At 61.9% G+C, this 19,825-nt stretch carries 17 protein-coding genes; 2 read left to right on the top strand and 15 right to left on the bottom strand.

From position 1 onward, the window contains the following. Nucleotides 1-27: 27 nt before the first annotated feature. From flgL to murD, 11 genes are all read right to left on the bottom strand, one after another. Nucleotides 28-1,983, bottom strand: a complete 1,956-nt coding sequence (gene flgL, locus PLL20_08750) for a flagellar hook-associated protein FlgL (GenBank protein HPD30068.1) — start codon at nt 1,981-1,983, stop codon at nt 28-30. 64 nt (nt 1,984-2,047) lie between these two features. After that, nucleotides 2,048-3,763, bottom strand: a complete 1,716-nt coding sequence (gene flgK, locus PLL20_08745; GenBank protein ID HPD30067.1) for a flagellar hook-associated protein FlgK — start codon at nt 3,761-3,763, stop codon at nt 2,048-2,050. A 3-nt stretch (nt 3,764-3,766) separates the two neighbouring features. After that, nucleotides 3,767-4,288 (bottom strand): flagellar protein FlgN, encoded by a 522-nt coding sequence (locus PLL20_08740; protein ID HPD30066.1) that lies wholly within the window; start codon nt 4,286-4,288, stop codon nt 3,767-3,769. A 2-nt stretch (nt 4,289-4,290) separates the two neighbouring features. Next, a complete protein-coding gene (locus PLL20_08735; protein ID HPD30065.1) occupies nt 4,291-4,593 on the bottom strand; it encodes a hypothetical protein in 303 nt (100 codons plus the stop codon). A gap of 43 nt (nt 4,594-4,636) precedes the next feature. Further along, on the bottom strand, nt 4,637-5,848 hold the full coding sequence (locus PLL20_08730) for a flagellar basal body P-ring protein FlgI (GenBank protein HPD30064.1): 1,212 nt from the start codon (nt 5,846-5,848) through the stop codon (nt 4,637-4,639). Between the two features lie 31 nt (nt 5,849-5,879). Then, nucleotides 5,880-6,623, bottom strand: a complete 744-nt coding sequence (locus tag PLL20_08725; protein ID HPD30063.1) for a flagellar basal body L-ring protein FlgH — start codon at nt 6,621-6,623, stop codon at nt 5,880-5,882. After that, nucleotides 6,623-7,852 carry a flagellar basal body P-ring formation chaperone FlgA gene (gene flgA, locus PLL20_08720; GenBank protein HPD30062.1) on the bottom strand — a complete coding sequence of 410 codons (1,230 nt, stop codon included), beginning with the start codon at nt 7,850-7,852 and terminating at the stop codon, nt 6,623-6,625. The genes PLL20_08725 and flgA overlap by 1 nt, the downstream gene beginning before the upstream one ends. Nucleotides 7,853-8,037: 185 nt before the next feature. After that, complete coding sequence (gene flgG / locus PLL20_08715) at nt 8,038-8,844, bottom strand: flagellar basal-body rod protein FlgG (protein HPD30061.1); 807 nt, start codon at nt 8,842-8,844, stop codon at nt 8,038-8,040. A gap of 24 nt (nt 8,845-8,868) precedes the next feature. After that, complete coding sequence (gene flgF, locus PLL20_08710; GenBank protein HPD30060.1) at nt 8,869-9,627, bottom strand: flagellar basal-body rod protein FlgF; 759 nt, start codon at nt 9,625-9,627, stop codon at nt 8,869-8,871. Between the two features lie 13 nt (nt 9,628-9,640). Beyond that, entirely contained in the window at nt 9,641-9,892 is a 252-nt protein-coding gene (locus PLL20_08705) for a hypothetical protein (GenBank protein ID HPD30059.1), read from the bottom strand. A gap of 409 nt (nt 9,893-10,301) precedes the next feature. Further along, nucleotides 10,302-11,651, bottom strand: coding sequence for a UDP-N-acetylmuramoyl-L-alanine--D-glutamate ligase (gene murD / locus PLL20_08700; protein HPD30058.1), 1,350 nt, complete (start codon nt 11,649-11,651; stop codon nt 10,302-10,304). A 161-nt stretch (nt 11,652-11,812) separates the two neighbouring features. Between murD and PLL20_08695 the strand changes: the two genes are divergently transcribed. Together PLL20_08695 and PLL20_08690 are read left to right on the top strand one after the other, a co-directional pair. Then, the gene (locus PLL20_08695; GenBank protein ID HPD30057.1) at nt 11,813-13,237 is read left to right on the top strand and encodes a sulfatase; all 1,425 of its coding nucleotides are present in this window, start codon (nt 11,813-11,815) and stop codon (nt 13,235-13,237) included. Continuing rightward, nucleotides 13,206-13,529 (top strand): hypothetical protein, encoded by a 324-nt coding sequence (locus tag PLL20_08690; GenBank protein ID HPD30056.1) that lies wholly within the window; start codon nt 13,206-13,208, stop codon nt 13,527-13,529. Before PLL20_08695 ends, PLL20_08690 begins: the two co-directional genes overlap by 32 nt. 94 nt (nt 13,530-13,623) lie before the next feature. On the opposite strand, the gene PLL20_08685 is transcribed toward PLL20_08690, so the two are convergent. The 4 genes from PLL20_08685 to PLL20_08670 all read right to left on the bottom strand — a co-directional run bounded on the left by PLL20_08685 (nt 13,624) and on the right by PLL20_08670 (nt 19,727). After that, nucleotides 13,624-14,379 (bottom strand): hypothetical protein, encoded by a 756-nt coding sequence (locus tag PLL20_08685; protein ID HPD30055.1) that lies wholly within the window; start codon nt 14,377-14,379, stop codon nt 13,624-13,626. A gap of 132 nt (nt 14,380-14,511) precedes the next feature. Next, nucleotides 14,512-15,858, bottom strand: coding sequence for a Gfo/Idh/MocA family oxidoreductase (locus tag PLL20_08680; protein HPD30054.1), 1,347 nt, complete (start codon nt 15,856-15,858; stop codon nt 14,512-14,514). A 152-nt stretch (nt 15,859-16,010) separates the two neighbouring features. Beyond that, entirely contained in the window at nt 16,011-17,159 is a 1,149-nt protein-coding gene (locus tag PLL20_08675; protein HPD30053.1) for a DUF2961 domain-containing protein, read from the bottom strand. A gap of 138 nt (nt 17,160-17,297) precedes the next feature. Then, nucleotides 17,298-19,727 carry a fibronectin type III domain-containing protein gene (locus PLL20_08670; GenBank protein HPD30052.1) on the bottom strand — a complete coding sequence of 810 codons (2,430 nt, stop codon included), beginning with the start codon at nt 19,725-19,727 and terminating at the stop codon, nt 17,298-17,300. Nucleotides 19,728-19,825 lie beyond the last annotated feature (98 nt).

Here is a 19,825-nt window from a genome sequence, read left to right as displayed (position 1 = left end):
CCCCCATCCGGCGCCGCCATCGCCGGCTCAGAGATAATCCATGAGCGACAACTGCATCAGCCTCGCACCGGTCATCAGGTTGGCCTGCAGGATCGTCTGAGCCTGCTGAAAGCGCGTAACCGCCTCGGTGTAATCAAGGTCCTTCACTTCGCTCAGCAGGGCTTGGGTTGCGACGACGGCATCCTCGGTGAGTTCCAGCCGGGTGCGCATTGCCTGCGACCGGGCGCCCACGCGTCCCTGGACGCGAGTGGCGTGATCGATGAATTCGCGAATCCGGGAACCGGCGCTTGTGATTCGCTGCTCGGCATCGGGCCCGCCCGACACGAGGGCCCGGTACAGCTCGATCAAGGCGCTGAACACGCTGTCGGGCTCGATCCCGTTCACGTCATCGCCGACGATTTCGTTCCCCGTCGTGCTCTTCTCCAGGCCCAGTCCGTCAATGGCCGGGGACAGATCGGCACGGCAGACGCTGAACGTCCCCCCGCCGCCGGTGTTATCCACCAGCCGGATTCCGTTTCCGGTCAGGGCAAGCGAAGCCGTGACCGCCCCGCCCGCCGCGGCGTTGATTCGGTCAAGGACGTCCTGAACGGTGAGACAGCCGTCGAGATCCACGGTGAAGCTGTTTCCATCCTTGGTATTAATCAGCAGGTCGTCGTGATCCGCTCGGAACTCCACGCCCCGACCGTTGTTCAACCGGCTCAACGGCGTGTCGGCGTACATCGAGCGAATGCCGAGGACCTCGGCGGTGCCCGAGCCGTCGCCGGCCTCGCCGATGCGCATCTCCAACCCGGAGACCAGATTGATGACGTCAAGACCCGTGCCAGCCTCATTAATCTGAGCCTTGACTTTGACGCCGGCGCTGCCGACGGCGTTGAGGATGTCCTGAATGGTGACAGCCGAGCTCAGGTCGACGGTTGCAGTGAGATTATCATTCGTGATGATGATTGATCCCAAAGCAGCCCCTGCTCCGCCGAACAGCGACGCGACGGTAGTCATGGGAACGAGTCTGGGTTGGAGGTCGGCCCCGACGAGGCTTCCGGCCGCGGTACCGACAAGGCCCAGGTCACGGCCCGTTACGCCGCCGCCGACATCCTGCACACTCACGTTTCCCGCGCCGACGTCGATCTGGAAGCCGTTGAGGCTCGGGTTGTACGAAGCATTGAAGTCCAAGCCCGGACCTACATTCAACCCAGCCCGTGCTGCGGCGTCGTTAATCATATCGATTACATTCTGGGCGGTGTCGGCGTTACTCAGATCCACGGTGAAGCTGACCGCCGGGACGTCCAGCGAGATGCGCAGCAGCCCGCTGGTGTCGATTCCCCTGCCCGTCGTGCCGCCCATGTCGACCAGTCGGGTGTCGCCGGTCAGGGACGGATCAAGGTCCACCCAACCGGTTACCTTGCCGCTGAGCGAGCCGAACAGTTCGTCGCCGGAAATGTTGAACGGGGCATCCAGGAAGCGATCGACATGCGCGGTCAGAGACTTGGTGTCGCCGCGGTAGACGACGCCTCCGTTTTCCTCGCTGAAGGGCACGGAATCGGTCTTCCGCCCACCGAAGAGGTACACATCGCCAAAGGTACGGTTGCCGACCATCACCAATTCCTGGATGATGCTCTTGACCACCTCGGCCATCGAGTCGCGCTGTTCCTGGCTGCTGAAGCTATTGACCATTTCCAGTGCGATGGAATGGGCGTCGGTAAGCAACCGACTGATCTCGCTGACGGCGTTGTCGGTGGCCGAAAGGAAGCCATCGGCGTACTTGATGTTGGCGAGGATCTGTTCCTGGCGATCGAGAATCTCGGTCATCCGGACCGCAGATCCCGCACCGACAGGGTCATCGCTTGGGGCGGTAATCCTGTTACCGGTTGCCAGTCGATTCTGCTCAAGAAAGATCTTCAGCGTGTTCTGGCGCAGAGAGTCCAGCAGCGAAAGCGTCTGCAGGTTGAAGCTCGTTCTCGTGATGTTGATCGCCGATATCGCCATACGTTCCGTCCGCCTTGTGCGATTCCGGTGGCCGCTTGGCGGGCAAGCGGCACCTTTTGCGCGTCTATCCTAGAATCCCCAGCATTTCCTCGATCAGCCGATCCACCACCGAGGTGAATCTCGCGGCCCCCTGGAACGATCGTTCCAGCTTAAGCAGCATGATGGTCTCTTCGTCGAGGCTGACGCCGCTGAGCGACTCCCGCTGCGTTGAGAGGGCCGTGGTCACCGCGTCGTGGGCTTCGACGTCGGCCTTGGCGGCAGCACCCTTGATGGCCACGTTATTGACAATCAGGTTATAGAATTCGACCAGGCTCTGATTGCCGATCGCCGCGACCGGTTCGTTGCCCAGGGCCGCAAGCCTGGCGGCGTTGGTTCCATCTCCTGAGGTGCGGTCGGTGGCGGCGGCCAGCCGGGCCGGGTTTTCGAGCAACATCTCATTGATGCCGATGTCCATAGCGTCCTTCCCGGAGAAGAACGTGTTTATCCCCAGGGCCGCCAGGACGTATGAGGTGTCTTCGGCAAAGGTCATCGTGTAGCCGTCGGCGGCGGCGAGCTCGAGCCGGTTGTCGGAGGTCACGGTCGCGGTGAGGTTTGCGACCGTCGCATTGATTTTCGCAGCCAGCGAATTCAGGGAGTCGTCGGTTCCGATTCCGTCCAGGTCAACGGTGATCAGGGTGGTTGTCGCGACGCCGGTCGAATCGGTCAGCGTGATCAGGAACGATCCGTTTCGAGGGATCAGGTCAAGGCCGATCCGGGCGTCGTTGAGAGCCAGGTTCGCGTCGTTGACGTCATAGGTGCCGGCAACGTCGGTAAACCATCCGCCGCTTGACAACCCCTGGCCGGAGGCGTGGACCTTGTTGACTTCCTGAATCAGGGCAGCCGCCAGGCTGTTGAGTTGTTCGACGTGTGGCAAAACCTGCTCGTCCCTGGCCTTCTGGAGGCCGGCGAGCCGCCCCCCCCACAAGGCCACATTGCCGTTGTTATCCGCAAAGCGGACGGTGGCGCGGATGATGCCGTCGGTGTTGTCCAGCGTGCACGTGAGACCTCGACTCATCCCGCCCTGAATGAGCAATTCGTTGCCGACATAGACGTTGACGCTGCCGTCGGGTTGCTCCCGCACCTGGACCTGGATGATTTCGGCGAGCTCGGCCAGATACTGGTCCCGCTGGTCCCTGAGGGCGTTGGCTCCGAACTGACCGCCCCCTTCCATGGCCACGATTCGCACATTCAGGTCCCGGATGTTCTCGACGAGCTTGGCGGCCCTCTCGGTGTCGCGCTGAATCTGGTTATTGAGTTCGTCCCTCAAGGCCAGGACATCGCCCCGCTGCTGCCGAAGGGCCGAGATCAGGGAGGTGGCGGCGCTCAGGACGATGTCCCGCTGCGCCAAGCTCTGCGGCTCGTTCTGGAGGGCGCTGAAGGAATTGAAAAACGCCTGAAGCAGCGTGGAGAGGTCGACCTCGCTGAGTTCGTTCATTGTGCTTTCGATGCGTCCGATGTTCTGCTGCTGCACCGTGACCATAGCCATCTGGCTGGTTGCGATGCGCAGCCGGTTCATGAGGGACTCATCGATGTTGCGTCGCAAGTCCGCAAGGGCGACGCCGCCACCGGGCATAAAGCCTTCGGGAATGGCGCCGCCGATCACCGGCTGAAGCACGGGCGTCTGGCGCGTATATGTGGAGCTGCCGGCGTTGGCGACGTTATTGCCCGTCACCTGCAGTGCGCTTTGATAAGCCAGAAGCGCCGTCTTGCCGATCTGTAATGCGCCGTTAATCAAGCCCATGATTCATCCCACCGCCTCGAACACGCTTGCCCGACCGGAGGTCTCGCGGCTTCCCGCCCTCGAGTACACGCCCGTCGTCGGCCCGCCTGAGGTCATTACCCCAATGATTTCTTCCATATGACGGAGCATTTCCGTGGTAATCATCCTGGTCGTGGCACTGAGCCGTTCGATCTGCTCGAGCCTTGCCCGCAACCCCGTGGTCGCGACGAGGATCCGGCTGCGTCGCGGCTCGGCAAAGCACTCCGCGAGTTCGGTCATTCTGATGTTCTGCGGTTTTCGGGAACTCATTCCGAGCTCTCGAAGAATGTTGCGGACGAGGTCGCGGCGAAGCCCCTCGCGTTCGGCCAGCCTGTTGGCAAGAGCCGTTTCGCGAACGGTGACGGATTGAATCGCATCGCCGTCCGCCCGGCGTATTGCCTCCAGTTTGCTGCGCATCAGCACCGTCAGCTCCTCGTGGATGCCCGCCATGTCGTTCAGGAGGCGAACGAGCTCTTTTGCCAGGTTGTCCGCTTTCACCTGCGTCACTGTCAACCTTCCTTTCCCCCGGCCAGACGGCTGCAAATCGCCTCGGTCAGGCTGTTACGCATGCGGCCGCCCGCACGACTCAGGAACTCCTGATCGAGTTGAGCCTGGAAGACCTTCTCCCCGCGTCCCCCGTGCCCGTATTTCCCCTCGATCCTGCTATTGCGTGCGATCCGCAGCATAGGACCATAGAACACCGTACCGACCACCTCGCCCACAGCCTTTCGCAATGCCGGGCGGCCTTTGTTGACCGCAGCCGTTGCTTGTGGCGGGCTCTGAAGGACGGAATTCACTCGTAAATCGCTCATTCGTTCGGCTCCTCGCGGTCCGGCCGGGTTTCATGTCCACCGGCTACTGCTCCTCAACGACCGTGGCGTACAACTTGCCCGTCTTCTTCAATTGATCGATGATCGCGATCTTGTCGGCGGCCGGCACCTGAAGCCGGTTCAGTGCGTCGAGCAAGTCCGCGAGCTTCGCGCCGCCCTTGTGCCCGGGGTCAAGACCGACAAACTCCTGCCTGACCACTCTCGGATTCTCAGGCGTCGGAGCAGGTTCGGGTACCAACGTCTCGACCGTCAGGCCTTTGTGCGAAATGACGGCCGGCGCGATTTCCACGTCGCCGGTCATGACGATGGTTCCGGTTCTCCGGTTGATCGTGACGCGGGCCTCGGCGAACTGCATGAAGAGATCGAGGATTTCCAGGCGTGCCAGAAACGCGGCCGGGTCGTTTCGTTCCGCTTCCGGAAGGCGAACCGCGACGGTTCGCGGATCGCAGGCCACGGCGATCTGGGCGGCGGGATCGTCGGCCGCACCGGCGCTGATCGCCACGTCCGCATTGATCGCCTGGGCAATGGTGTTGGCGACGCCCCATCCGGCGACACTCTCATCGATGACCAGCGTGACGTAGGGCTCATCGGGACGGAGCCAGGCCAGGCTCTGACCGGCATCACGATTTCGGGCGATTGCGAGTTCTCTTCCCAGGGCAACGTAGTTGTGGATCCAGTCCTGTTCGAGCGTGGCGCCCTGCACGATTTTCGCGACGGTCGGAAGGGCGGGATCTTCGACATGCAGCGGTCCGGACGCCAAGGCCATTGCCCCGCGCGTGTCCTGCGGATGGGGACCGACCAAGGGGGTAACCAGCAGGCGGCCGCCGAGCAGGCTCTTGGCCGCCCCGATGCTACTCACCTGCACGTCGATGCGCTCCCCTTCGCGGGCTCCGTCGCGCGGTAGAGAAGCCTCGACCAGAACAATGGCCACGTTTTTGACATTCTTCAGTTCCTGCAGAGTGACCACCGGATTGGCGAATCGCTCGTGGGCCTTGGCCAGGGCCTGCATCGCTGGCATGTAGCTACCGCCGTCGCCAGTGCCGTTCAGGCCGACCACCAGCCCGTAGCCTACCAAGCGGTTGACCCGCGAGCCCTGCAAATGCGTGATATCGCCGATCTTGACCGCCATGGCGGCGGGCACAGCCAGACCCACAATCAGGGCCGTTGCCAGAAGCCGGAATACGCGTTTCTCGCCCTTCATCACTGACTCTCTCGATCTCGCATCCACCCGCCGCATTCAGATTCTCCCGCCGGATTCTTCCGCCCGGTCAGAAGGGCTTTGCCCAGTCAAGCAGCCGGGGGATCCAACCTCTTTGAGTCGCGTCACGCATTGCGCCGCTGTTCTTTTCGACGAGAACCATTTCCGCGACCTGAGTGCTGAGAATGGTGTTCGCCGGGGTTACGTCTTCGCTGCGGCAGACGCCGGTCAGCGTCAGATCGATGATCTCGTCGTCGTGGGTTTCCTGTTGATGGGCCTCCAGCACGAGGTTGCCGTTGGGCTTCACGTCCACGACCGTGGCCTGGATCCGGGTCTCGAACTTGTCTTCTCGCCCGTTCTCGCCGTCATTCTCGTACTTGTTGTTGAATTTGAACTTGAAGCCGGGCTGACCGAATCGGAGGCTGTCCGTGCCGAGTTTGTGGTCCTCGTGGAAACGGAACCATTCGCTCAGCTTTCCGTTGATGTCCCACTTTCTCTCGGTGTCCATCTTGGCTTCCGACTCGTATGACTTTTTCTGCTTGACGATGATGGTGACCAGATCGTGAGGTCGGAACTTGCGGGGCTGCGTACGGGGAATGGCAATCAGCGAAACCGCCTCGATCGACCGCGTAGCCGGGCTGACGTCCTCCCTGAGAGGAGCCGCGACGAAGCCTCCGGGCGCAGGGCCCTGGGCCGAGGTTTCCGCCTGCAGGCGATGATCCGCCGGCGGGACCCGCCACAGGGACGAACTCTGCGAGGCCGCCTGGGAGGCCAACAAGCAAACTCCGAGAACGAACGGCGTCATTCGTGACATTACATCGCCCCTCTATCCGCCGGCGCGGTCGTGGTCGGTCGATCCTCACCTGTGACTTCAACCGTCTTGGCGCCGACGACGACCGCCGAGAACCGTCCTGCGGATCGCTCACCCATCTCATTGCGAACGTCAATCACGTCTCCAAATGCGCCGGAGCCCAGCGCTCTGGCGGTCCCCTTGATGCGCAGGTTTCCGCGGTCGATAAGAACGGTGACAAGATCATTGCGGTAGACAAGGGGCAGCGGTTCGAAATCCCTGGCTAGAAGCTTGTCCCCCTTGTTGATGAAGCGTCTGGCTCGTTGCCCGATGATCGCGGCCGGGCGGGCCAAACCGACATCCTCGACGCGATCGAAGATCTGCTCCTGCAAGGTGATGTCGGAGGCTGCAACCACGGCGCCTCTGTTGATCGGCCGGCCGGCAACGAGCACGGCCTTGCGCAGTGAGACCTTCGCGGAGACCTGCAGTGCCTGTTCCTGCCCGTCCGGATCGATGATGGTCACATCGAGCGGCACAAGACCGAGCAGCTCATTGCTTCGGGAGTCAACGCGAAACTCATATGTGGGTTTGGACAACTCCAACTGACGAGAAAGTGTTTTGGGGAACTGGATCACAGGCGTGCCGCCCAATTCAGCCAAGCGCTGTCGAATGAACCGATGCATCGCCCCGCCCAAGGTGTCCGGGCTGACCGCGGCTGCACCGGGGGTCGTCTCGGTCGTCGTTCGGTCCGGCACTTCCGGCACGGTTTTCGGGCCAGCGGAGCGATCGCCGGACCGCTTAGACGACGGACACGTCTGGTTCTCTCGACGAATCGGCCTGGTAACGGTACACCGACTGCTTCCGCGGAAGGTCCAGTGTGCGAGGTTCGCGCCGCGGTCGGCCAAGGCCTTCTGAACATCATCAATTGTCAGGGAGAGGGAATAACCCGGCTTCGGGGAAAGGATGATCGGGCAAGACGCGGCCAGGCCGACAAGGTCTCCGTGGATTTCAGCGATGTCGCCCAGGGTGACCTGGTCGTCGTTGACGATGGCCGTGTCGTGCAGCCGGGCGGTTATTTCCTGATTGGGGTGGGAACGCTCGGTCGTCGGCTGCGACGCGGGAGTCGTTCCCCGTGCCTGGGTCGGCAGAATCACTGCCAGGCCACAGGCCGCAGCGCATCGAATCAGCCACCGGCCCCGGCGATCACTTCGTCGCTTTGTGCCGCACCAGATTGTCCTTGCTGCATCCTGCATCGACGACCTCCGCGTCGCAAGGGTCTCCCGCGGGCAGCTCACTCCCTGTACCCGCTACCGACTGTCACCCATGCCTGGCTGTCACCTCGCTGCCGTTTCCGCTCCGTGGTCATCCGTCAGTGTCGTCACGACCGATATCCATTGTTGGTCGCCTTCGCCGCGGTGTTCGCGGCCGCCGTTCACGGCTACCGTCTCAGATTCGCCACCACTCGCAGCATCTCGTCGGCCCCCTGAATCGACTGCGAGTTCAGCTCGAAGCCCCGCTGCGTGAAAATCAGGTCCACCAGTTCGCGCACCGGCTCAACGTTGCTCAATTCGAGCATCCGGTTCTGCAGGCTGCCCATACCGTTCTCCATCGGGTTACCGGTGATGGGCGGGCCGGAGGCGTCGGTTTCGACGTACAGGTTCTGACCGATGCTCTTGAGTCCTTCGGGATTGATGAACCGGGCCAGCTCGATCTGCCCGATGTCGGTCCGGTCGGGGCCGGCGCCCTGAATGGCCGAGACGCGACCGGCGGCATCGATCTCGATCTCCCGGTCGTCCTCACCCAGTGTGATCCGAGGCTCCAACACCGAGCCGTCCGTGTTGCCGAGCACGAGTTGCCCGTTGGCGTTGCGGAAGAAATTGCCCGCCCTCGTGTATGCTCTGATTTCCTCGCCGTTGTAATACGTGGTGACCTGGAAAAAGCCCTCTCCCTGGATCATGACGTCAAGAGGCTTGTCCGTCTGCTCCGCGCTGCCCACGCGGAAATCAAGCTGCGTCCCTGACACAGCGGCGCCCAGTCCGACCAGGATTCCGTACGGGTTGGGCTCATCGTTGATGTCCTTGACGCCCGGCTCACGGAGGGTCTGGTACATCAGGTCTTCGAAGTTCGTGCGCGAGCGCTTGAAGCCGACGGTACCGACGTTGGCGAGGTTGTTGGCCACGACGTTGAGCTTCGTGTCCATCGCCTTCATCCCCGTCGCAGCGGCATACATCGCAGTGATACCCATGGGTTCAGCTCATCCTCGCAACATCTACTGAATCCGCCCGATATCATTCACGGCGCGGCTCAGCGTCGTGTCGGCCATGCTCACCAGATTGGCATTGATTTCGTATGCTCGAGACACCTCGATCATCGCCACCATGGCTTTGGTCGGATCGACGGTGGACGATTCCAATGAGTTTGTCCGCAGTCTGGGGGAAACGGCTTCAGCCCGCGTTCCGACGGCCTCGAACATGTTTGCGCCGACTTTGCAGAGCCGCGAACGGTCTGCGAAGTCGACAAGGCCGATCCTTGCGAAAGCCTCGTCGCCGGAACGAACGGTGCCATCTTCACCGATTCGGATCCGGCCTCGGGCGGTCTCGGGCACGGAAATCGTCTTGCCCCGATCGTCGAGCACCGGCCGGCCGCCGGCCGTCACCAGCAACCCTTCATTGTTGATACTGAAGCGTCCGTCTCGCGTATACCGCGTCTTGGCGCCGTCGCTGACCGCAAAAAACCCATTCCCCTCGATGGCCACATCCGTCTCTCTGCCGGTAACCTGGATCTCGCCTTGCCTGAAAGAAGTGACCGTCGGTGCGACGAGCGACCCGCCGGTCATCCGGTCGAGGATGCGATCACTCAGCCGACCGCTCAGGGCATCCTCGGCGGTTTCCACTTTCCGTTCGCGTACGATCGTCAGGTCGTGCTTGAAGCCGACGGTGTCGAGGTTGGCAAGGTTGTTGGCCAGCACCGCCTGCCGGTACTGGTTCACGATCATGCCTGCCGCGGATTGATAGATGCCGTATACCATCAACCAGTCCCTGTCAGTCCTCGACGATCTCTTTGCCCGCGTCGGACTCCTTCCGCCCTTCTTGCCTCGGTGCCCCCGGTTGTGCGTCCAGCTCCGCTTTTGCGGTTCGCGGCCTCAAATCGGTCTCAGTTGGGGGCACGACTTGAAGCCGCTCGGCCATGTGGACCGCGGCGGCCACGGCCGCTGTCTGGATGATTCGCGTGCCGAGGGTGGCCCAATCCGTGGGCCTGTTCCGGCACTCCGTTGCCTTACGCACCCATCGCACGCGGTTGATTCACCTCCCACAGCAAACCGGGCGGCGGCACCACGAACCGCCGTTGCGCGGGCAGACCCACGCACACCCTCCGCCTGTCAAAGGGCGTGCCACAGCACTGCGGCATACGAATTGCTCAGGGAGCGGAAATTCGACGGGACGGGATAAGTCATTATGCAAAGAAGAGTTATGAATGGTGTTAATCTGGATAAGTTTCCGACCAGGTGGTGAGGCCGGATCGGTTTAGGAAGCGCAACTTCTGCCGACAGCCCGCAAGTCTTGCCGCCGAGGGGGTCAAGTTCCGCCATCCACGGGCTCAGACCAGACCAGTTGTTCGCCGGTCTGCTCGGGCACGTACACGACTATTCCATTCGACGGCATAAAACTTCGTCAGTTATGTAATCTCCATCCGACGCCGCCCTCAAGTGGCAAAGGATCGGACGATTTCGCGGAACCGCTCGCCCCGCTGCTCGTAGTTCGTGAACATGTCGTAGCTGGTGCAAGCAGGAGACATCACCACGACGTCACCGGGTTCAGCCATCGCCTTGGCGACCGTCAGGGCTTCTTCGAAGCTGCGGGCCTTTTCCACGCGTGCCGAGGGCGTCGAGGCCGCGGCGAATCGGCCGGCCAAATCGAACAACTTGGGACCGGTCGCTCCGTAGCAAACCACCCCTTTGGCCTTCTGCACGATCTGGCGGCACATCTCATCAAATGACATGCCCTTGTCGCCACCGCCGATCATCATTACCACCGGTGCGGAGAAGGCGTTCAGGGCGATCAGGGCGGATTCCGGCGTAGTCGACTTGGAATCGTTGTAGTATTGCACGCCGTTGTATTCCCCGACCAGCTCCAACCGGTGCGGCAAACCGGTGAATTGTGACAGGCCGCGGGCGATCAGGTCGTCGGGTATTCCCACGGAACGGGACACGGCGACGGCGGCGGCGGCGTTGTCCTGGTTATGCCGACCCGGAACTCGCAGGGCTTTCCTGAACGCAGGATCGAACTCAAACCGTCGCAAGCGCGAGCCGGCACCGGCCTTTCGGACCTCTTCCGCCAGCGGCTCATCGGCGGCGCTGACGAACGCCAGGCCGTCCGGTTTCTGGAAACGAACAATGTTCATTTTGGCGGCTGTGTAGGCCTCCATGGTGACATGGCGATCCAGATGATTGGGCTTGATATTTGTAATGACGGCGTGGGAAGGACTCCACGGCACCATGGCGACGTCTTCGAGCTGAAAGCTCGACAGTTCGAGTACGACCAGGTCGTCGGCGGTCATTTGGTGCAGATCGTTCAGCAAGGAATGGCCGATGTTGCCGCCCATCCACACGGCCGGCACCCGACCCGCCTGGGCACAGGCCGAGGCGATCGAACCGACCATCGCCGTCGTGGTGCTCTTGCCTGCCGAACCGGTGACACCAATAATGCGCCTCGCCGGGCATCGTTCGACAAACAGGTTCATCTCGCTGCTGAGCGGGATTCCGCGTTCGACGGCCTTGCGGACATACTCCGATTGGGCCTTGTTGACCGCCGGGCTGACCACCAGCAGATCACAACGTTCGAGGTCTGAATCCAGATGTCCTCCCAGATGGTACGTCACCGGCAGATCGCTCAGTTGTTCGATACTGTGGCGAAGCGATTCGGCCGACTCCTTGTCGGTTACCGTCACCCGCGCCCCCTGGGCCACCAGCCAGCGGGTGACTCCGATCCCCCCGCCGAAGCGACCCAGGCCCATTACCACCACGCGACTGTCCGTGAGATCGATGCTTCTCATGGCGTGGAATTGTACTCGTTCCAAGGACGAGGAGAAACGCTCCAGCGGCAGTGTTGCCTGGCGATAATGCGAAGCATCCCGTTCAAGGTCATGCCGGGTCGGGCAGGGAGTTTTTGCTTTTGAAGCCGCATCAGGCAACAATGCCGGTCCAGGAGGTACCCATGAGCAGGAAGCTGCTGTCGCTTGTCGCCGCAGCGGCCGCGTTCCTTCTGGTTTCGACGAACGACACCACAGGATCTGAAGTACCCAGGACGCGGCCCAGTGTCGTCTTCCTTTTCGCCGATCAGTGGCGGGCCCAAGCCGTCGGCTATGCGGGGGATCCCAACGCGAAGACGCCTCACCTGGATCGCCTGGCGGCCGAGAGCGTGGTTCTCACGACCGCCGTCTCGACCTGCCCGGTGTGTTCGCCCTACCGAGCCACGCTGATGACCGGCCGTTACCCGGTCAACAACGGGGTCTTCCTCAACGACGTATGCCTCAGCCGAGACGCGGTTTCGCTCGCACAGGCCTTCGCCGGTGCCGGATACAAGACCGCCTACATCGGCAAGTGGCACCTCGACGGGCATGGGCGATCGAGCTTCATTCCTCCCGAGCGGCGACAGGGCTTCGAGTTCTGGCGGGCGTGCGAGTGCACTCACAACTATAACCACTCGCTGTTCTACGGGGACACCGACGAGAAGCAGTTCTGGAAAGGCTACGATGCTGACGCACAAACCGTCGAGGCCCAGGCCTACATCAAGGCTCACAAGAACGAGCCGTTCCTGCTGGTGCTCTCGTGGGGACCACCGCACAATCCGTACGACACCGCTCCTGAGCGATTCCGACGCATGTTCAGGCCCGAGGACATCAAGCTGCGCCCGAATGTCCCGCCCGAGGCACAAGATGCCGCCCGTCGAGATCTGGCGGGATACTACGCTCATTGCGCCGCGCTGGATGAGTGCGTGGGCCGGATTGTCGAGACTCTGCAGGAAAGCGGGATCGCGGACAACACCATTCTGGTGTTCACGTCCGACCACGGCGACATGCTCGGGTCACACGCTCAGATCCGCAAGCAGCGCCCCTGGGATGAATCCATTCTGGTTCCTTTCGTGGTAAGCTGGCCGAAGGTCCTGGGCCGGTCCGGCCGAAAGCTGGCGGCGCCCTTCAACAGCCCGGACATCATGCCGACGCTTCTGGGATTGGCGGGGATCGCGATTCCGGCAACAGTGGACGGTGAGGACCGCTCGGCATGGTTGCTGGGCAAGCAACCCGACATAGACCGTGCTGCTCTGATCAGTTGCGTCGCCCCATTTGGGGAGTGGATTCGTGGAAAAGGCGGGCGCGAATACCGTGGAATCCGCACGATGCGATACACCTATGTATGCTCGCTTAAAGGGCCGTGGTTGCTATACGACAATGAGGAAGACCCGTATCAACAGCGCAACCTCGTCGGGAAGCCCGAACTTGAGTCACTGCAGGCCAAGCTGGAGGGGTGGCTGAGAGCAGAACTCAGTCGATACAAGGACGAGTTCCTTCCAGGGGAGGAATACATAAAGCGGTGGGGTTACAAGACGGATGCGAAGGGTACGGTTCCCTACCAACCTTGAGTACGTCGCGGTCAGGGGCCAAACCCCCAACGTACAGGAACACGCCACCTTGATCGCGGCCATTCGCGGCGGCAAGCACGACAACGAAGCGAGAAACGTCGCCGAATCAACGCTCTCGAATATCATGGTCCGCCAGGCGGCCTACACCGGCAAGGAGGTTCTCTGGGATGAACTGATCAAGTCCGATCTCGAGCTGAAGAAGCCGGATTACGAGTTGACCCCGGAGAACATCCTGGCACACGTGCCGATTCCGGGCGGCGATGCCTTCCCGACCAAGAAAGCGAAGGGGTAACCGCCCGGCGACCAAGACGCCGCTCAACGGATGGCGGCCCTTCTGCCTCGCATCAGGGGGCGCAGGGCTACTGTGTGGCTGAGCGTCAACTGCTTCACAAGGCCGTTAGGGCCATCTCGGCGGCCTTTTTCTGCGGGGCGTCGGCGTCACCGGCCGCGATGGCAGCATAGACCTTTTTGGCGGCCTGCTTTGCACCCGACCTAGCCAGGTTCTCGGCGAATCGCACACGGGCGCTGAGTGCCCGGCGACGTGCGACCGGGCAGGAGCACCGGGCGGCGTTGGCAATGAACTCGTCGTTGGCCGGTTCGGGGAAGTTGGCCAGTGCTTCGACGGCGGCCAAGGCGACTTCCGGATCGCAATCGGCCGTTGCTTTCTGCAAGGCGGCCATCACATAAGCGTTCGGTCGAGCGGCCAGGGAAGACACGATACCCACTCGGAATTCCGCCCCAACGGCGGCGTCCAAGGCGTTGACGAGCGCCTTGTCGGACTCGTGTGACGAAATGCGGTCCAGCGTGCAGCGGGCATCCTCCCGGAGTTCGAGTTCGTCGAGCGCCTTGGCGATCGCCGGTACTTCCTTATCGCCGGCCATGCCCTGAAGCAGACGCAGGATCTTGATCCTCGTTGCCACGGGATGGGTGGGCGTTCGCGGCAGATCATTGCCCTTGTCGTCTTTCTTGGCCTCGGACAGGGCCCACAGTTGCTCGGTCAGTTCCGCCGCGAGTTGGGTCCGCTCGGCCTCGCTGCCCGGTGCATTGGCCTTGGCGACCATCAGTTCCACCTGTCGATATGCTTTGTATGCGGCCTCCTGCTCACCGCTGAATTGCACAATTAACTCCCTAATCGATGCCATCTTGTGACTCCTCCGCTTACGCGGTCACATCTATTCAAAGCCTGTTACATCCATCTTCCATCCTGGCACCGGCAATTGAACCGCCCAGGGCATCCCAGGGGGCCCTCTGCGGGCGGCCCGGTGGCACCCTGGTCACAGGTGCCACGGCGCGCGCATCGGCCGGCTGAGCATCCGGTTTGCGGCCTCGTCCGCGACGAACTGCTCGGTCGCGGGGTCCCAGTTGAGCGCCCGGCCGAGCCGCATCGAGATGTTGCCGATGTGGCAGATCGACACCGAACGATGCCCGATTTCCACGTCGCAGATGCAGCGCTGCCGGCTCCTGATACAGTCGAGCCAATTCCGGTGATGGTTGCTGCTGTTGTAGAGTTTGACGGCGGGCTCGACGTCCAGGATGTCCGGATCCGAGGCCTGAAGGCGATTGCCCCGAGCAACAAAGATCCACCCGTTTTCGCCGGTGAACTTCACGCCGTTGCCGAACTTCGTTCCGTCGTCGTAGGTCTGGTCATTGGTGTGGCACCAGAGCTCAACGCCGTTGGCGTACTTGTAGTGAACGTCGAAGGTCAAGGGAACGGTGTGCATACCGCTTTCAGCAAAGGTAGCGCGGGTTCCGTCGACCCAAACCGGCCCGGTGCCGTCCGTGCCGTTGGCCCACTGGGCGATATCGTTGTGATGAGCACCCCAGTCAGTCATGACACCACCACTGTAGTCGTAAAACCAGCGGAACTGGTAATGGACGCGGTTGGGCGAGTAGTCGACATATGGGGCCTGGCCGAGCCAGAAGTTCCAGTTGAGGCTGGGCGGAGGGGTGGTTACCGGTTGCCACTGCCCCTTGGGAACAGGATGGAGAACGGTGTCGATTCTCTTGAGCTTGCCAATCGCCCCGCTGCGGACCAGCTCACAGGCCTTTCGGAAGGCGTTGTCCGACCGCTGTTGGCTGCCCGTCTGAAAGACCACACCGTATCGGCGCACGGCGGCGACCAAGGCCTTTCCTTCGTTGACGGTCAGGGTCAACGGCTTCTCACAATAAATGTCCTTGCCCGCTTCAGCGGCCATGATCGCGGGGATGGTGTGCCAATGATCCGGCGTGGCGATCAGCACGGCATCGATGTCCTTGCGATCGATGAGGTGCCGAAAATCTTCGTAAGCAGCGACCCGCTTGCCGGTTTTTTCCATTACCATCCTGGCCGCGGCATCGCGGTGGTTGCGGTCGACGTCGCAGACCGCCGCAACCTCGAAGTTATCATTGGGCAGGAGACAACCCCGAATGTGGTGTCCCAACCCAAGTCCGCCCGTACCGATGACACCCACCACGACCCGTTCGCCGGGTGGCGTCCGGCTTTGTTGCTTGGGAGCCACAGCCGGTCTTTCCGACTTCGCGTTGCAGCCGGACATGGCTCCGGACAAGGCCGACAGAGCGGCCAACCCCGCAGCCGAGCATTTCAGCACATTGCGTCGTCCGATTCGTTCTTGTTTGTCCACGTGAAAGCCTCCTCGACCCTTGGGTCGTCAGTAGAATGAAAGCCGGGGACTAACAGCCTCCAAGGCGGACCGCCTTTTTGCGGGCCGCAACCCAAACGTTCTGCGATCAAGAAACATGCGCGCAAAATGCGCACCAATCCCGACGGAAGAGACTAATTGACCTCCAGGCCGTCCTTGTCCGGCAGCTTGGGGAACGGCGCGTGCGGCTCGGTTTGATACCAGTAGGCCACGGAGGCAATGTCGTCCTGTAAGGGCAGATATCGTCCGCCGGAGCGCCAGCCGAGGGCCTGCATGGTCACTTTCAGGTCGCTCTCGAAGCGGACGGGGTCCATGATGTGCCAGCGGTACAAGCCGAATCGCTGTTGGGACTCGTTGAGGCCGTCGGGCCGGATCACCTGAGGCATACCCGCATACGGGGTCGTGTACTCGCGGTATTCGGTCTTGCCGTCGGCGGTTTTGGCGTGGAATCCGTAGGAGCCACAGAAGTAGTCCTCCGTTCCGGTGCCGCAGATCGTCGGGAACTCCTTGTCGCCGTCCATGAAGAACTTGATTTCGCCTTCGCCCCACCAACCGACGTTGTTCGACTGCCAGGCCATGTAGGTCCCGACATAGTGGCCTTTGCCTTTGACACCATCGAGGATCACATGATCCTGCTTGTAGGGCAGCGGGTTATTGCGTCGAAACTGGGCGTGGAAGTAGCCTTCGTCCTCGGGCACTCTGGTCAGCGTGTAATTCACCTGGTAATAGACCGTTTCGTCCTTGTCACTCAGGTTTTCGAGGGTCAGCCTGGCCGACTGGCGAAACGGCATGACCCAATAGCAGTTGAACGCGCTGCCCGGATTGACGCAAACGGCCAACGAGCTGACCTGGGCGTACATGTTCCATCCGCAGGCGAAGAAATCGCCGACGGGCACCTCGACCGACGGCTCGGTTTCGCCGTCCCAGTAGATGCGAAGGATCAGAAACCGCCAATGTCCGGAGGGAGTCATCCAGATCTGCTGTATCGCCCCCGAACCCTTGATATCGGCCAACGTGAAAGTGGTGTTGGCCTTGATGCGCACGGAGGGCGATATTTTCCAGCCCTGGCCGAGTTCGCGGGCGGCGTTCTTGCCGGTCCCATCGGTGGCCATGCCGCCCTTGCCCTTCTCGCCGGTGAAGTTCTCAGGGGAAATTGAGCGGGTCTTGGCGTCCGACAATCGTGACAGATTGCCCAAGCTCAAGTGGAGGCCGTTGAATTTCTCCGCCTGCTGGGCGGACGCCTGGGCACACCAGAAGCCAACCGCGGCCAATGCAGCAGCCATGGTTCCAGAGATCCTTCCGAAAGCCCTCATATCCATCTCCTTTCTCTCGTTGATAAAGCGAACCAGTCATGGCCAGGCAACCTCGCCCCAAGCCAAGGGGCATGATACCGGATTAGAGCCGGTTTGACAGCCCACAGGCTAGGGTTGCACGACAAGCGCGTACTGGCGATCGCATTTGCCGCCCCGACCGTCCTCAAGATGGACCTTCAGGATGTGGTTTCCCACGACCATTGGGGTACCATTCAATTCACCTGTTGATGGATCGATCCTGAGCGATTCGATATCGGCCAGCGCGAATCTCGGCGTGTCGGCGCCATCGGTGATGATGCCTTTTCTCAATGACAAAGCGAAGCGGCCGGTGCGGAGTCGCGCGGGCAGCTTGAAGCGGTATTCGTGACCAACCCTGGCTGGGGGCAGATCGACCGGGAGCAACGCCGGGGAAGGAACTTTGACGACGGCCGTGGGAGCACTGCGGTTGCCCTGCATGTCGACCGCCACGACGCGATAAAACACCTCCGTCCGGGCCGACGCATCCCAGTGGCTATCCCGTGTCACCTCGACGAGGGTCTTGGGCCGTCGGACCACCCCGCCGTGAACACGTGCTTCCTCGTTCGAGCGCAACGGCGAGAAGCCGTGTTCGCTGCTGCCGTAGATTTCGTAATGATCCACGGGCGATCCCTCAGCCGGCGGCGACCAGCTAAGGGATGTGGCTCCTGTGGGCTGGTCGTATGTGACCTTCAGATCGCGTGGGACACCGGGCCCCGCCGCCACGAACGACCACGTCGGACTCCAATCGCCCCACATGCCGTCCGTACTTCGCCCGCGAACGCGCCAGTAGTATGTCGCACCGTGACGGAGGACATCCGGGGATACGAGTGCCGTAGCGGGATCAGGTGAGCCGATGAGTCGATGCGTATTCGGCATGACCGGCCAAGCCAGGTCGGGACGAGCGGAAACGTAGACCTCGTAACCGGCAATTCCCGCCTGCCCGGCCACCTCGGCGGGCCGCCATCGCAGGGTCTCGTTGAAGCCGAACTGCCCGCCGGGGGCCGGGTGCACCGGTGCCGGAGGCGGCCTCGGGACGGGCAGGTCAGGCAAATCCCGCCACCAGTAATCAACCACAACGGCCTTCGCCAAGGCGGGATTATCGCCTGGATCAGGATCGAATCGGCCCGAGAACCGGATGCGATTGCTGCCTGCGTGCAGACTGGGCAATGACGGTCGGTATGCCTGGAAATGGCCACGCAGCCTCAGATCACTCAAGCATGTCTGTCTGCCCTCAAGAGTAATCCGGAACCAGAGCTCGTGGGTGAACACCGGCTCATGAAAACGATCGTCATCGGGGAGTTCGACCTGCGGTTCGTGCATGCCCCTGCTCGTGGAACGCCAAGCGGGCCTGTAATCGCGGCCATCGAAGCTGTATTCGATCGTCGCGGTGCCGGCGTCGCCGGTTTCAAATCGTCCCTCCACCGCGGCCCGCGTCATCATGTACGGGCAGTACAGACGATAGACTACGGTCGCCGCCTTTGAGACGTCGAGGGGGACGACGGCCTCGTCGCCCTGTCGTTCAATGAAGTGAAGGTTCTCCGTCGTGTCCGCGCAGTATCGAACCTGCTCTTGCGAGAGCCGAGGGCGGAATTTCACGTAGCCTGAGCCATGTCGGTCTGCTCTGCTCGTCTGATCGCCTTTCTGCCACGGTGGTGCGTGCATCGTCCACTGCCAGGCGATGCTCTCTCCGGGACGAAGAATCATGCCCATGTCGCGCGGATCGAGCGCCGGCTTTTCCTCATGAAACCCGCAACCGGGGCCGAAGTAGGCGACGTAGCCCGCGCGGCCGGGGCCAGCGCCAGCCCGGTCGATCAGGTGGCGATCCTCCATGATCTCGTCCACGCCAGCTAACTCAGCATTGTTGAGCTTGAGGGCGAACCACCCCCCCGGCTGACCCTCCTCGTGCGGGATGTGAGCGTCAAGGAATCGTTCCTGGCCGTCGAAGAACTCCTTCTGAACCGCATGGCTGCAGTCGGCGAAACAGCCGCTGAAGGTTCGCAGGCCGGCGTGCTTGCCGATGACAGGCATCACGATGTGGTAGGTTCCGCAAGCCCCCGTGCCGCACGCGTTCATGAACCGGGTCATGCTGCGCGTGTCGCCCCAAAGGGGGCTGCCGTAGGTTGGGCCGTCGCTGAGATTACGGCGAATCCACTGCCAGAGGGCAAAAGCCTTTTCCTCATCGGTCATGCCTGGGCGCACGATCTGGCATACAATGTGATGAATGTCAAACCAGTCCGGTGCCCCATCGACCACAATGCGCGGGTTGATCACCGACCGATCGCCGCGGTTATTGATAATGAGCAGCCGAGTGGGATTGTGGGTTGAGCCGGGGTCGCTCTTCCAGCCCGGGCCCATACGGTGGTGGTCCGCCGTGCCTGCGACCGTGATGGTGAACTCAGCACTCTCGCTTGTGATCCACTCGACCCGGCGGCCATCGTCATGACAAGCACCAATCGTCAGCACATAACAGGCCGCTACGGCGACGCCGACTGTTCTCACGAATGGCAATCGCAGATCCATGGTCGGTCTTCTGTCCGCCTCAGCCTGCGCGAGTCTGCCTCGCGGGCAGCATTGCCTCTTGAAAGCCCCGCGTACGTCGCCGAGGCTACAGCGATGCG

Source organism: Phycisphaerae bacterium (assembly GCA_035384605.1).
GTDB lineage: Bacteria > Planctomycetota > Phycisphaerae > UBA1845 > PWPN01 > JAUCQB01.
Note: the sequence above shows the minus strand (reverse complement) of the source record. Positions and strands in the feature narration are given on the sequence as shown.